The sequence below is a fragment of the Arthrobacter sp. TMT4-20 genome (genome assembly GCF_054510775.1).
On sequence record NZ_JBTNDW010000001.1, the window covers coordinates 625,892 to 639,918 of the forward strand.

General features: G+C 64.0%; 13 protein-coding genes and 3 tRNA genes. 4 read left to right on the forward strand and 12 right to left on the reverse strand.

Annotated elements, in window-relative coordinates; translation table 11 throughout:
- Positions 1-229: 229 nt before the first annotated feature.
- From ACX80Z_RS02920 to ACX80Z_RS02950, 7 genes are all read right to left on the reverse strand, one after another.
- Positions 230-796 (reverse strand): type 1 glutamine amidotransferase domain-containing protein, encoded by a 567-nt coding sequence (locus ACX80Z_RS02920; protein ID WP_459314868.1) that lies wholly within the window; start codon positions 794-796, stop codon positions 230-232.
- Between the two features lie 94 nt (positions 797-890).
- Entirely contained in the window at positions 891-2,117 is a 1,227-nt protein-coding gene (locus ACX80Z_RS02925; RefSeq protein WP_459314870.1) for a MinD/ParA family ATP-binding protein, read from the reverse strand.
- A gap of 170 nt (positions 2,118-2,287) precedes the next feature.
- Positions 2,288-2,361: transfer RNA gene (locus ACX80Z_RS02930), tRNA-Met, on the reverse strand.
- A 58-nt stretch (positions 2,362-2,419) separates the two neighbouring features.
- A tRNA-Thr gene (locus ACX80Z_RS02935) sits at positions 2,420-2,491 on the reverse strand.
- Positions 2,492-2,620: 129 nt separating this feature from the next.
- Positions 2,621-4,555, reverse strand: a complete 1,935-nt coding sequence (locus tag ACX80Z_RS02940; protein WP_019484323.1) for a DEAD/DEAH box helicase — start codon at positions 4,553-4,555, stop codon at positions 2,621-2,623.
- 374 nt (positions 4,556-4,929) lie between these two features.
- A complete protein-coding gene (locus tag ACX80Z_RS02945) occupies positions 4,930-5,574 on the reverse strand; it encodes an MOSC domain-containing protein (RefSeq protein ID WP_459314871.1) in 645 nt (214 codons plus the stop codon).
- 466 nt (positions 5,575-6,040) lie between these two features.
- Positions 6,041-6,793: an SDR family oxidoreductase gene (locus ACX80Z_RS02950; protein ID WP_019484321.1), complete on the reverse strand. Its 753-nt coding sequence runs from the start codon at positions 6,791-6,793 to the stop codon at positions 6,041-6,043.
- A gap of 131 nt (positions 6,794-6,924) precedes the next feature.
- On the opposite strand from ACX80Z_RS02950, the gene ACX80Z_RS02955 reads away from it, so the two are divergent.
- Both ACX80Z_RS02955 and ACX80Z_RS02960 read left to right on the forward strand, forming a co-directional pair.
- On the forward strand, positions 6,925-8,100 hold the full coding sequence (locus tag ACX80Z_RS02955) for an amidohydrolase (protein ID WP_459304135.1): 1,176 nt from the start codon (positions 6,925-6,927) through the stop codon (positions 8,098-8,100).
- Between the two features lies 1 nt (position 8,101).
- Positions 8,102-8,554, forward strand: a complete 453-nt coding sequence (locus ACX80Z_RS02960; RefSeq protein ID WP_459314872.1) for a hypothetical protein — start codon at positions 8,102-8,104, stop codon at positions 8,552-8,554.
- 82 nt (positions 8,555-8,636) lie between these two features.
- Here the strand turns inward: ACX80Z_RS02960 and ACX80Z_RS02965 are convergent, their stop codons facing one another.
- Together ACX80Z_RS02965 and ACX80Z_RS02970 are read right to left on the reverse strand one after the other, a co-directional pair.
- Positions 8,637-9,794: a cystathionine gamma-synthase gene (locus tag ACX80Z_RS02965; protein ID WP_459314873.1), complete on the reverse strand. Its 1,158-nt coding sequence runs from the start codon at positions 9,792-9,794 to the stop codon at positions 8,637-8,639.
- Between the two features lie 20 nt (positions 9,795-9,814).
- Positions 9,815-11,191 (reverse strand): cystathionine beta-synthase, encoded by a 1,377-nt coding sequence (locus ACX80Z_RS02970; protein ID WP_459314874.1) that lies wholly within the window; start codon positions 11,189-11,191, stop codon positions 9,815-9,817.
- A 104-nt stretch (positions 11,192-11,295) separates the two neighbouring features.
- Between ACX80Z_RS02970 and ACX80Z_RS02975 the strand changes: the two genes are divergently transcribed.
- Positions 11,296-12,351, forward strand: a complete 1,056-nt coding sequence (locus ACX80Z_RS02975) for a DNA-3-methyladenine glycosylase family protein (protein ID WP_459314875.1) — start codon at positions 11,296-11,298, stop codon at positions 12,349-12,351.
- 9 nt (positions 12,352-12,360) lie between these two features.
- On the forward strand, positions 12,361-12,642 hold the full coding sequence (locus ACX80Z_RS02980) for a putative quinol monooxygenase (protein WP_019484315.1): 282 nt from the start codon (positions 12,361-12,363) through the stop codon (positions 12,640-12,642).
- Between the two features lie 105 nt (positions 12,643-12,747).
- Here the strand turns inward: ACX80Z_RS02980 and trxA are convergent, their stop codons facing one another.
- From trxA to ACX80Z_RS02995, 3 genes are all read right to left on the reverse strand, one after another.
- On the reverse strand, positions 12,748-13,182 hold the full coding sequence (trxA, locus tag ACX80Z_RS02985; protein ID WP_024476725.1) for a thioredoxin: 435 nt from the start codon (positions 13,180-13,182) through the stop codon (positions 12,748-12,750).
- Positions 13,183-13,401: 219 nt separating this feature from the next.
- Positions 13,402-13,483 (reverse strand) — tRNA-Tyr (locus ACX80Z_RS02990).
- A gap of 105 nt (positions 13,484-13,588) precedes the next feature.
- Positions 13,589-13,879 carry a hypothetical protein gene (locus ACX80Z_RS02995; protein ID WP_019484313.1) on the reverse strand — a complete coding sequence of 97 codons (291 nt, stop codon included), beginning with the start codon at positions 13,877-13,879 and terminating at the stop codon, positions 13,589-13,591.
- Positions 13,880-14,027: the final 148 nt, after the last annotated feature.

Sequence of the window (14,027 nt, forward strand, 5' to 3'; positions counted from 1 at the left end):
TAGCCCCTGGAGCAGCCGGGCGGATCGTTTGGAAGCGGCAGCTGAGATGCGTACGCGGGCAAACGCCATCGCTTCACTCCCCTTGGTCACAGGCACTGCGGTCAATCCTACCCGGCCGGGACCCACCGCCCGAACCCATAGGACTGTCTTCTGACCTACAGCCCGAACGCGTTGAAGGACCGGCGGTTTCCCGCCGGCCCTTCAACAAATCGCGCCTGCTGTGGGGCAGTTAGGCGGTCTGGCCTTCGTGCTCGCCTTCGGCGATCTCCTCGATCATCTTGTCGTTGAAGGCCGGGAGGTCGTCAGGGGTGCGGCTAGTGACGAAGCCCTGGTCAGTGACCACTTCGTCGTCGCTCCAGTTGGCTCCGGCGTTACGGAGGTCGGTCTGCAGCGTGTGGTACGAGGTTAGGTCGCGACCGCTGACCACTCCTGCGTCGATCAACAGCCAGGGCGCGTGACAGATCGCCGCGACTGGCTTGTGCTGGGCAAAGAATGCGCGGGCAAACTCCTGGGCGTCCTTGTCGACGCGCAGGTGATCCGCGTTTACCACTCCACCCGGTAGGACCAGGGCGTGGAAGTCGTCAGCATTGGCGTCCGCGACCGCGAGGTCAATGGTGAACGTGTCACCCTTGTCGGTGCCGTTGAAACCCTGAACCGTGCCGCTACCTGGGGCTACGAGCACGGGCTCGCCGCCAGCCTGCTTGACCGCATCCCAGGGGCTGGTGAGCTCAATCTGCTCGACTCCGTCGGTGAGTAGGAATGCGACTCTTTTACCGGAAATGTTATGGGGGGACATGCTTCCTCCTGTGTTCAGAACGTCGATGTCGTACTCCTCAACACTATGAACACGCGAGATAATAAGCAAGCTGTCTAAACCTGGAGGGGTTGACCTACAGGCCCTCGGCGACGCCCGCCGCTGCGGACAGCCAGGCGCGTTGAGTCGCCGGCCGCAGTGAGCCCCAGCGAATGCGGCCTTTGTGCAGCGCCGTGTCGTAGGGGATGGTCACCGCACGGCGGGCGAGCTGCGCGAAACCGTCGGCAATCTCCTGCGCCTGGGCTGCTGTGCCGTTCTTGTCGGACTGGCTGACAATAACGACGGCGTTCTGCGACAGCTCCGCGTACCGGCCTCCCCTGGCCTGCAACGCCTCGAGCAACAGGGCTCCGGCCTCCGCATGCTCTTCGAGGGTGGTGGTGGCGATCACCAACTGGTCAGTGTGGTGGATCATCCGCAGCCAGCGCTCGGCCGTTTCGTCGTTGCCAGAGTCGACGACGTTCAGCCTGAAGTACTTCGACGCAACCTCGTGCAGGTCGTCGAAATTGTCGGCGGTGACCTGCTGCTCGGAGGCAAGGACATCCGGCTTGGAGCGCAGCACGTCGTACTTGTCCTCTGTCTGGTGGTGCACGTAGCGGGCCAGCAGCGCCGACTGTGCCGAGGGAGCCAGCAGCTGAGCGGTCTGCGGCAACAGATCCATCACCGTGGCGCTGTGCGGCCCTTGCTCGGTGCGCCACCCGAGGGTGCCCCGGGTTTCGTTGTTGTCCCAGGCGAGTACCGGACCGCCACCGTTGCGGGCAAAGACTGAGGACAGCATCACAGTGGTGGGAGTCTTGTTGGCGCCGCCTTTACCGTTGACCACGGAGATGGTGCGGGGTCCGGGCCAATGCTGGCTCACGGCACGGGTATTGGCCCGTTCCTCCAGTTCACGCTGGGAAGGGGCAATGCGGATACCCAGTTTGGTCAGGATGCCCCTGAACCCGGTCTCGGCGGGCACCCGTGTGGTGTCAGCGGCAAGGAACGACTTCCGGGTACTCGGCTCTGCCTGCTGGCGGCCCGGTGCCGTTGGCGCCACGGGCCCGGATGCTGCCACTGCGGGCGACGGAGCGGCTGCTGGCGACGGTACGGCTGCTAGCGCCGGAGCAGAGGACCCTGGCACACCGGTCACGGGCGGCTCAGCGGTCACAGAGTCGGCAGACTCCGGGGCTACCCGGTCGGCGAAGCGCGGGACCTCGGAGCTGGGCCCGGCGACCGGATTAGCCGCTGCGTCCCGGCGTCGTCGTGCGCGTGTGGGGAGGGCCCCGGGATTGACGTCGGGCCCCCAGTCGGAGTTGTTGTCTGTCATGGTTCCGTCCGTTTCGTGCGCCGCGTGCAGGTGGTGTTCATCACTGGTGCGCCCGCACCATCCATGAGGATGCTTAGTGTGGGGGCCGACCCGTCAGAACCATGATGGGAGAAGGCCGGTAAAAAAGAAAGCAGGTCAGCGGCTGCTCAGCCTCTGACCTGCTATGTCTGTAGCGGTGCCGGGACTCGATCCCGGGACCTCACGATTATGAGTCGTGCGCTCTAACCAGCTGAGCTACACCGCCACAAATGAGTGTGCCCGCAGCCGGACCAGTTGGTCTGCTTGCGGGACTCCCACTTGAGAGCCCCCCACCGGAATCGATCCGGTGACCTCGTTCTTACCAAGAACGCGCTCTACCACTGAGCTAGGGGGGCAACAGCAGAAAACTTTACCAGCTTCTGCCACCTACACGAAATCAGCATCCGGCCACTGGAGCCGGGCCCTGATTTCACCGTCAGATCCCCGGAAAACCGGGGATCTGACGAAATCAATCAGCTACTAAGTTACCACTTGTCGCGGCGCTGGGTGGTGCCTGCTCCGGCACCCTTACCGTGACGTTCCTTACGGTCCCCGCCGCCACCGCCGGCGCTGTGGCCGGAGGAGCGGAAGCCGCCGTCGTGCCCGCGATCCTTGTTGAACCCGCCACCCTCGCCTTCACGCTTCTTGAACGGCTTCTTGAAGCCGTCACGGTCGCCGGCAGGCTTGCGGCCCTTGTCCAGCTCGAGGTGAATCAGCTCGCCACCGATGCGGGTCTTGGACAGTGCGCGCCACTGATCCTTGGACAGATCGGCTGGCAGTTCCACCAGGGTGTGGTCGGCGCGGATGTCGATGCCGCCGATCTGAGCTGAGGACAGGCCACCCTCGTTGGCGATAGCGCCAACAATGGAGCCCGGCATGACCCGCTGGCGACGTCCTACCGCAATGCGGTAGGTGGCGTTGCCCTCGGTCAGGCTGCGGGTTGGTCCGCGTGAGCCCAAGCCATCCTTGCGGCCGGCAGCGCGTTCCTTCTGCCCTGCAGGGGCTACCGGGATGTCCTTGACCAGGATCGGGTTGCCACCCTGAGCCATGACGGCGAGGGCTGCGGCGATCTCGGTGGCGGGCACATTGTGCTCGGTCTCGTAGCTGGTGATCAGGTCACGGAAGATTGACACATCTTCAGTGGCGATGGTCTCGGTGATGCGCTCGGCGAACTTGTTCATCCGCAACGCGTTGACGGCGTCCGAGGAGGGCAGATGCATCTGCTCGACGGGCTGGCGGGTTGCCTTCTCGATCGAACGCAACAGGTACTTCTCCCGTGGCGTGATGAAGAGGATCGCGTCGCCCGAACGGCCCGCACGGCCGGTACGGCCAATGCGGTGCACGTAGGACTCGGTGTCGTGAGGGATGTCGTAGTTGACGACGAGTGAGATGCGCTCGACGTCCAGCCCGCGAGCCGCGACGTCGGTGGCCACGAGGATGTCGAACTTGCCTTCGCGGAGACCTTCGATGGTCCGCTCGCGCTGCTGCTGGGGAATGTCACCGTTGATTGCTGCAGCCTGGAAGCCCCGTGAACGCAACTTGTCCGCCAGGTCTTCGGTTGCCATCTTGGTGCGCACAAACGCGATGATGCCGTCGAAGTCTTCGACCTCGAGGATGCGCGTCAGGGCGTCCAGCTTGTGCGGGCCCATGACCTGCAGGAAGCGCTGGCGCGTGTTGGTGCCGGTCGAGGTTTTACCCTTGACGGTGATTTCGGCTGGGTTGTTCAGGTACTTCGACGCAATGCGGCGAATAGCGCTGGGCATCGTTGCCGAGAACAGCGCCACCTGCTTGTCGTCAGGGGTACCGGACAGGATCTGCTCGACGTCGTCGGCAAAGCCCATGCGAAGCATCTCGTCAGCCTCGTCCAGCACCAGGTACTGGAGGTTGGACAGATCGAGTGAACCCTTGGAGATGTGGTCGATCACACGACCCGGGGTACCCACAACTACCTGCGCGCCGCGGCGCAGACCGGCCAGCTGAGGGCCGTAAGGAGCTCCACCGTAGACGGGCAGAACAGTGAAGTTGTCAATGTGCTTGGCGTAGGAAGCGAAAGCTTCGGCAACCTGGAGCGCCAGTTCACGGGTTGGTGCAAGCACCAGAATCTGGGTGAACTTGCTGGGACCGTTGAGGTCGGCGAGCTCAGCCATCCGGGACAGTGCGGGGATAGCGAATGCTGCTGTCTTACCGGTACCCGTCTGTGCCAGGCCGACGACGTCGCGCCCTTCCAACAGCACCGGAATGGTGGCGGACTGGATGGGAGAAGGCTTTTCGTAGCCGACATCGCTCAGGGCTGCGAGCACGCGGCCGTCGAGGCCGAAGTCGGTGAACTTGATGTCGTCGGCTTCAGGAGCTTCGACGTTCTGGGGAGCAGCAACGGCGTCCGGTGCTGCAAGCGTCTCGGGAGTGTTATTTTCTGGCATGAGGGAATGACCTTCAGGTAGATGCCGGAGAGCTGGAATTAAAGGATGATTCCAGCCCATGAACATAGAAATCCGGCACTGTTTCAATCCCGCGGCAGGATTTCGCGTCATAACTGGCGGCCGCTATCTCAGCGGTCTGTATGACGTTTTCTTCTAGCCGGCGCTCCCTGATGAATCTGCCCGCATGCTTACTCTGCGAGCCCCAACACAACCTATCCAGCCCAGCAAAATTGGGCGGAAATTAAAGGGAATACCGGTGTGGGGGATGTTTCAAGTGTACTGCATGGCTCCGCCTACCTGCAGCCACAACGACGGCGGCGCCGCGTGAGCCTGACCACACCCGGGCCGGCCCTCCTTGGTCACGCCCTCCGCGGTCAAGCCCTCCGCAGCACCGCGGCGACCACCTTGTGGATCTCGGGGCTCAGCGCCACGCCTTGTTTCTCTGCAACCAGGAGCTGCCGGGCGGCGTCGGCGTCCAGTCCGGCGAAGACCTGCTGCCCGGTGATGCCGTGGTCGGGGCGATTCACCACGGTAACGGTGTCGCCCGCCTGAACCTGTCCTTTCGTGATCACGCGCAGGTACGTGCCGACCCGGTTCTCCTCGGCGAACCGCTTCACCCACCGCGGTTCCTTGAGGAAGCGGGCAAAGTTCACACACGGGGTGCGCGGCGCTGTGACCTCGAGGACGACGTCGTTCCCCACCTGCCAGCGTTCGCCGATGACCGCGCGGCTGGCGTCGATTCCGTCGACCCTCAGGTTTTCCCCGAACTTGCCCGGGCTCATATCCCGGCCCAGTTCGGCGTCCCAAAAGTCGGCGTCCTGCTGCGAGTAGGCGTAGATCGCCTTGGATTCACCGCCGTGATGTTTCCGGCTGGCCTGCACATCACCCGTGAGCCCGAGCTTGTGGACATTCACGGGCCCGTCCACCGCTCGCTTGTCAATGGCGGTGACGCCGGTGGCATCTTGAGTGGGCAGCAGCGCGTGAACACGGCACACAGCGAGCAGAATACCTGTTGTCATAGCGTCCATCCTAGGGATTGTCGGGGTTCAAAGCGGTAGCCCATGCCGTTTTCGGTGCCAAGCAACGCACTAGGGGGTGGTTCCAGGCGCTGCCACAGCCAGGGACAAGGAGGGATAGGTCGTTTTTTTCGGTGCATGCAATGCCTGCAATGCATGCAATGCATGCACTATTTGGGAAGGCACCTGCTACCTGGCTACTAGCTCCTGGCGCCGGAGTCGCGCCGACGGAGGCCTTCCGGCCGAACAAGGCCGCCGCGTGTACCTCGAAGTGAGTGCGAATGTCGGCGAGACCCGGTCCCACCGGTGCGCGGCCTAGCGTGCTGAGTGAGGTCGAGCCCATGGCGGTGCTCTGTCGGGATTCGTGCAGGCGAATACAGGAGTTTCGGGGCTTTCGGGAGCTCCGGGACAGGCGGGAGAGACGGGGCAGCCAGGACTTCCAGGCGCTGCGAGGCGCTGCGGGGCTCTGCTAGGCCGAGAAGCCGCCGTCGGCCTTGATCAATTGGCCATTGACCCACCGGCCGTCCTGCGACAAGAGGAACGCGACCACACCGGCCACGTCGGCTGGCGTGCCCAGGCGGCCGGTTGGTTGCTGCTGGGTGAGGGCCTGCCGCACCTCGTCGGTCATCCAGCCGGTGTCGACCGGACCAGGGTTGAGGGCATTGGAACTTACTCTCCGGTCGCCGAGCTCACGGGCTGCAGCCAGAACAATCCGGTCGAGCGCACCTTTCGATGCACCATAGGGCAGGTTATTGACCGTGTGGTCGCTGGTAAGCGCGACAATTGCGCCACCGTTGTCATTGCATTGCAGAGCAAAGGCGTTGATGAGCTGCCAGGAGGCGCGGACGTTGACTGCGAAGTGCCGCTCGAAGCTCTTCACCGACGTGGTGAGCAGTCCTGAATCGACGCCCTCGGTGTGCGACAGGACGAGCCCGCTCAGGGTGCCCAGTTCCATTCGCGCGGCGGCAACCAGTTCCCCCGGCGTTTTCGGGTCCTCAAGGTCACCGGGCAGTCCGATGACCCGAGACCCGATGGCTTCCAGCTCGGGAATCAACTCCCGCAGTTCGGCTGCCGGGTTTGTGGTGCCGTTCACGCGCTGGTCGTAGGGGTGCCAGTAGCTCAGGGCCAGATCCCAGCCGTCAACGGCGAGCCGCCGGGCGATACCGGCACCCAGCCCAACTGAGCGCCCGACGCCGGTGACGAGTGCGGATTTCCGTGTCATAAGTTGTCGCCTTTCCTGCGCATCGGTTTTCAGTCTAGGCGGCTCCCCCTGCCGGGTGCGGAGCTGACCTCTCTCACGGTGAAGACGGTAGGTTGGAGATCACAACACTGTCTGCCGAAAGGTCACCACACATGACTGTCACAGCAATCGTCAATGCCCACGTTGTTCCGATCGAAGGCACCCCCTTCGACGGTTCGGTGGTCATGAAGGACGGCAAGATCACTGCACTGGGCGCCGATATCGCTGTCCCCGAGGGCGCCGAAATTCACGACGCCGACGGTCAGTGGCTGCTTCCGGGCTTGATCGACGCCCACGTCCACCTGGGCACCCATGAGGAAGGCGAAGGCTGGGCCGGGGACGACACCAACGAGATGACCGATCCCGTCACCGCTGGCGTCCGAGCGATCGACGCCGTCAACCCCTACGACCCCGGGTTCGACGACGCCCTGGCCGGCGGTATCACCGCCGTGAACGTGAACCCCGGCTCGGGCAACCCCATCGGTGGTCTCGCCGTCGCGATCCACACCCACGGCCGCTACATCGAGGAAATGGTGCTCCGCTCCCCCAGCGGCCTGAAGTCGGCCCTCGGGGAGAACCCCAAGCGCGTCTACGGCGACAAGAAGCAGACCCCCTCCACCCGGCTGGGCACCGCCATGGTGATCCGCAAAGCCTTCATGGACGCGCAAAACTACATGGGCAAAGCCGACGAGAACGCCCGCGACCCCAAACTCGAGGCGCTCGCCATGGTGCTGCGACGGGAAATTCCGTGGCGCCAGCACGCGCACCGCGCGGACGACATTGCCACCGCCATCCGGTTGGCTGATGAGTTCGGCTACGAACTGGTCCTCGACCACGGCACCGAGGCGCATCTGCTGGCCGATGTCCTGGCCGAGCGCGGCATCCCCGTACTGATCGGGCCGCTGTTCACCACCAAGTCCAAAGTGGAACTGCGTGGGCGTTCCATCGCCAACCCCGGCAAGCTCGCCGCGGCTGGAGTGGAAATCTCAATCATTACCGACCACCCGGTGATTCCGATCAACTTCCTCATCCATCAGGCAACCTTCGCCATCAAGGAAGGCCTCGACCGCGAGACTGCTCTGCGCTCGATCACCATCAACCCGGCGAAGGTCCTGGGCCTGGCCGACCGGATGGGCTCCCTTGAGGTGGGCAAGGATGCCGACGTCGTTCTCTGGAGCGGCGATCCGTTGGACGTCATGCAGCGTGCCTTGACCGTATGGATCGGCGGGCGTGCGGTGTACACGTACGACGCCGACACCCGCGCCGGCGTCGTTGTCCCCCGCGGCTAGCATGGCCCGCACCCCGCAAGTAGTTCCTCCGCCGCTGCCCTGGACCCTGAAACTGGGCCTGGTGGTGTGGCTGGTGGTGGGAGCCCTGTTCCTGGTGGCGGCCAGCTCGTTCCTCGGGTCCGCGCAACTCCAGGAACAGGACCGCGCAGGCCTGGTGGGGCTCGGCGTCGTCCTGGGGGTGCTGGCGTTGGTGCAGTTCTTCCTCGTGTTCCTGCTGCGGCGCGGCAGGCGCAGCGCCCGGGAGCTGCTGACCACGATCGGGATCATTGTCGGGTTGCCGGTGTTGCTACGCGGAACGCCGGGGCTCTCAGTGGTGTCGGTGGTGATGCTGCTGGCAATCGTTCCGTTGTGGCTGCCGCCCAGCAGTGCGTGGCTGCAGACGATCGACTCGAAACCGGAGAACAAGTATCGACGGCTCATCCGCAGGACGCTGAGTCCCTTCAAACGGTCTTAGACCTCTCGGACACAGAAAACGCGCCCGCAGTTTGGACTGCGGGCGCGTTTTCGTTCAAGACGTCTGTTTTCGTTTAAGACCTCTAGAGGGCGGTGAAGGCCTGTTCCAGATCGGCAATCAGGTCCGCAACATCCTCAATCCCGACGGACAGCCGGATCAGATTCTCCGGGACGGCCAGCTCTGTGCCGGCCACTGACGCGTGGGTCATCGCGGACGGGTAGTTCATCAGCGATTCGATCCCACCCAATGATTCAGCAAGCGTGAACACGTGGGTGGACTCGGCCACCTTCCGTGCGGCCGCCTCGCCGCCCTTGAACGACACCGAAATCATGCCGCCGAAATCCTTCATCTGGGCTGCGGCGAGATCATGGCCGGGGTGTTCGGGCAGGCCCGGGTAGAAGACCTGTTCCACCTCGGGGCGCCCCTGCAGCCATTCGGCAATGGCCCGGGCGTTGGAGCTGTGCCGGTCCATCCTGACGCCGAGGGTCTTGAGCCCGCGTGTGGTCAGCCACGCTTCCATTGGCGCCGAGACAGCACCGACGGCGAACTGGATGAAGCCCACCTTCTCGGCAATCTCTTCATTGCTGGTGATCACGGCGCCACCGCTGGCGTCGGAGTGCCCACCAATGTACTTGGTGGTGGAGTGGACGACGACGTCGGCCCCGAACGAGAGCGGCTGCTGCAGGTACGGTGTCGCGAAGGTGTTGTCGACCACGAGGATGGCACCGGCGTCGTGAGCGATCTTTGCCACGGCAGCAATGTCGGTCACCTTCATCATCGGGTTGGACGGCGTCTCGACCCACACCATGCGGGTGTTGTCTCCGACGGCGGCGCGGACGGCGTCGAGATCCGCCATGTCCACCGCTGCGTTGCTGATGCCCCACGGTGCCAGGACCCTATCGATCAAGCGGTAGGTGCCGCCGTAGACGTCGTTGCCCATCACAATCCGGTCCCCCGGTGCCAGCAGCGCCCGGATCAGGGAATCCTCGGCGGCCAGCCCCGACGAGAAGCTGAACCCGTGGGTTGCCCCCTCGAGTGCGGCGAGCTGGGTCTGCAGCGAATCACGGGTCGGGTTGGTGCCCCGGCCGTACTCGTAGCCGTTGCGAAGCTGCCCGATGCCGTCCTGCGCAAAGGTGGTGGTCTGGTACAGCGGGGGGATGACTGCACCCGTGGTGGGATCCGGTGTCTGGCCGGCGTGGATGGCCCGGGTGTTGAAGCCCTGATTCTCAGCGTGCGTCATGGTGCTCCTTAGTATGGAAGTCAGATACTCATATAGGTCAGCAAATCGTGGCGCGTCAGAATTCCCACCGGTGAGCCGACGAACGTCACCATCAGGGTGTCGCTGTCCACCAGACGCTCCCGTGCGGTGGCAACTGACTCCAGCGAACCGATCAGTTGCAGCTTGTCATTCATGTGCAGTGAAATTTTGTCGGTGAGCTTGGCTTCGCCGTGGAAAAGTTTGTCGGTGAGCAGGCGTTCGTCCACCGAGCCCAGCACTTCGCCCATCTTGACCGGGGGCTCCTGCGACAGGACCGGGATGTTGGAGACGCCGTACTCGGTCATGATGTGGATGACGTCGCGCACGGTTTCGGTGGGGTGCGTGTGCACCAGATCCGGCATGTTGCCGGTCTTCGAACGTAGGATCTCGCCCACGGTGGCTTCGTCGCCGCTCTCCATAAAGCCGTACGACTTCATCCAGTCGTCACTGAAGATCTTGCCCAGGTAGCCGCGGCCACCGTCGGGCAGGAGGACGACGACGACGTCGTCGGCCGTCAGGTTCTTGGCCACCCGGAGTGCGGCGACCACTGCCATGCCGCAGGAACCGCCCACCAGCAGTCCCTCCTCGCGGGCGAGGCGGCGGGTCATGGCGAAGCTCTCGGCGTCGGTGACGGCCAGGATTTCGTCGGCCACCGTGGGGTCATAGGCGTCCGGCCACATGTCCTCGCCGACGCCTTCGACGAAGTAGGGACGCCCGGTGCCGCCGGAGTAGATGGAACCCTCGGGGTCGGCGCCGATGACCCGGACGGGGCCGGTCGGGCGGTCAGCGCTCATGTCCTTGAGGTAACGCCCGGTGCCGCTGATCGTGCCGCCGGTGCCCACGCCGGTGACGAAGTGGGTGATTTTGCCGTCGGTGTCGTTCCAGATTTCGGGTCCGGTGGACTCGTAGTGACTCAAGGGCCCGTTGGGGTTGGAGAACTGATCCGGCTTGAACGCGCCAGGGATCTCGCGGGTGAGCCGGTCGGAGACACCGTAGTAGGACTGCGGGCTATCCGGTGCGACGGCGGTGGGAGTGACCACCACCTCGGCGCCATACGCGGCCAGGACGTTGCGCTTGTCTTCCCCCACCTTGTCGGGCACCACGAAGACGCAGCGGTAACCGCGCTGCTGGGCAACGAGGGCCAGCCCGACGCCGGTGTTGCCGGACGTCGGTTCGACAATGGTGCCACCGGGCTTGAGCTTGCCCTCGGCTTCGGCGGCGTCGATGATCTTCACTGCGATGCGGTCTTTGACGGAGCCGCCGGGGTTCAGGTATTCCACCTTCGCCAGGACGGTTGCGGCAATTCCTTCGGTCACACTGTTCAGTTTGACCAGCGGGGTGTTGCCGATCAGGTCCACTACGGAGTTCGCATACTTCATACCTACAAAGTTACCGCGAAGTGCCCTGGTTCCCGGACGACGCGGACCCGCCGGACCCTTCAACTCATCGGATCACTGTCGGCCCGGCGTGACACCATTGACCCATGACCGTTTCCGCTGCCCAGGGCCCCGCCCCGGAGTCGGGCACGGGGCTTGAGTCGGTGCCTGTACTGGATTCGGGCCGTGTGCCGGACTCCGGGCCTGTGCTGACCTCAAGCGCAGCCCGCTCAACGGTGTGGGAGCCGGACGGGCCATATAACCTGGCGGGAACCATCGGGTCGCTGCAGTGCGGCGCGTTCGATCCGGCGTTCCTCAAGGACCAGGGTGCCGCCTGGTTAGCGTTCAGGAACGACGACGGCGCCGCCACCCTCCGGCTGGAACAACGCGGAAGCCTCCGCTCGGCGCGCATCCACGCGACGGCGTGGGGCCCGGGGGCAGCCGCGGCCCTGCAATCGGTGCCCGCCCTGCTCGGCGCCGACGACGACTGGAGCCACTTCGACAGCCCCGGCTACCAGGCGACCCTCCCCGAGATCGCCCGCAAGGGGCGCTACCTCAACCCCGGGTTGCGGCTACCTTCGACCGGACGGATGCTGGACGCCGTCGTGCGCGTCATCCTTGAACAGAAGGTGACCGGAATCGAGGCCAAGCGGGCGTGGCGCTGGCTGCTGACCCGGCACGGCGATGCGGCTCCGCAGGCGCCCGGAGCTCCGAACGGATTGCGACTACCGCCCACCCCCGCCCAGTGGCGGCGCGTGCCGTCCTGGGATTGGCATCGTGCGGGTGTCGATGCGCACCGATCGGACACCATCATGAAGGCCGTGGCGATGGCCTCTGGGTTGGAGCGGCTGGCCGGTGTCCGGTCATCGGCCGACGTCACAGCGGCCCTGCGTTCGGTACCGGGGATCGGCGTGTGGACTGCAGCGGAAGTTCTGCAGCGCACGCACGGCTGCCCTGATTCAATTTCGGTCGGTGACTACCACCTGGCCGCCTATGTGGGCGCCGCACTGACTGGGCAGCGGACCGACGACGCCGGGATGCTGCAGCTCCTGAAGCCGTGGGCCGGCGATCGGCAACGGGTGGTCCGGATGCTGTATGCGAGTGGGTTCCGTAAGCCCACTTACGGTCCTCGGCTCGCGCCCGAGGATCACCGCCACCGTTAGGCTTAACCCATGAGTGAACCACTAGATGTGACGGCCGTGTTTATCCCCAACCCCGGCGAGGTCTTCCGGGTGAAGCTAGCCCTCGACATAGCCATTGAGCAGGTCGTCAACGAGCCTGGATGCATCAGGTACGAGATCACTGATGTTGCTGAGGACCGCATTGTCCTGACCGAACGGTGGGAGTCCGAGGAACTGATGGACAAGCACCTGCGGGGTCCGGCGGTGCAGGACCTGGGCGAGTCTCTCAGTGCCCTGTTGGCCGAGCCGGTCCAGATCACCAAAAGCGTCTGACCACCACAGCGACTGACGCACCAACAGCGCCTGGCACGCGAAAACCCCGGATCCTTCATGGGATCCGGGGTTTTCGTTTGGTCTAGCTGCAGCTGAGTCCGAAGACTAGCTGGTCTTCTGGTCGTCCTGAACTGGAGCGTCAGCTGCTGGTGCCTCTGCAGCGGCTCCGGCCTGTGCCGCTGCCTGCTGCTGGGCTACCTGCTCGTGGACCTCTTTCATGTCCAGGCCCTTCACCGCGTCAACCAGTTCACCGAACTGGGTGGCGTTCATCGCGCCGGGCTGCGAGAACACCAGCACCTTTTCGCGGAAAGCCATCAGCGTGGGGATCGAGGTGATCCCGGCCGCGGCGGCGAGGGACTGCTCGGCCTCGGTGTCCACCTTCGCGAAGGTGATGTCATCGTGCTTCTGCGAAACGGCGTCGTACACGGGAGCGAACTGCTTGCACGGGCCACACCATTCAGCCCAGAAATCGACGAACACAATGTCGTTCGTTTCGATGGTCTCGGGGAAAGTTGCCTCGGTTACTTCAATAGTTGCCATGCTTTAACGCTAACGAGTTTACTCGCCGATGTCTCCCCGTGTTCGCTCTCGATGAAGATTACCCGGCGATTCGCCGGATTAATCCTCGAAAAGTGCACGCTGCAGCACGTTGTCTGGGCCTGCCGATCGCCCGCTCTCCCCAGCAAATGGGCAAAAAAGTAGCCCGTCCAGATCTTGGCGGAGATCTAAACGGGCTACTTCACCGGACTACCGGCGATGTGGCAGATACTGGATTCGAACCAGTGAAGGCGATGCCAGCTGATTTACAGTCAGCCCCCTTTGGCCGCTCGGGTAATCTGCCATACGTCCTCATAAAATGAGGTTTACCCACGGTAACCGCGGGCAAGACAACTTTACAGAAAATCGGGGCAAGAATCGAATCGTCCCCGGACAGACGCGATTGGGCCTACAGTCCGGCGTTCACGCGACGCTCGATCTGGGCATAGAACGCGTCCGCCTGATCGTCAGTAACTGAGCCGAGGGCGACGGCGTGATCCAGTTCGGACCGCACCCCCGCCAACCGCTCCGAGCTGGCCGAAACAGGATACGAAACCTGGACCGACGACGACATATTGGCTGCCGCCGCCGGCATCGCGGAGAGGCCGGTGATGGACACCGCCGACGACGCGGCCAGGAAGGTCCCGGCCACGGCATGTCGAACTCGAACTTGGTACCGGACACGCGGCTTGCTGCTCATAGCTTCTTTCCCTCCGGGGTGGTCATTGGAACCAACACTTTCACCGGCTGGTGTGAGCCGACACTGGGCTTCCTGTAGATCAGCTGGGAGCCATTTGCAGCAGCCCAGTGGCGCATAACCGATTAGGCTTGGACCAGATCCTTCTCAC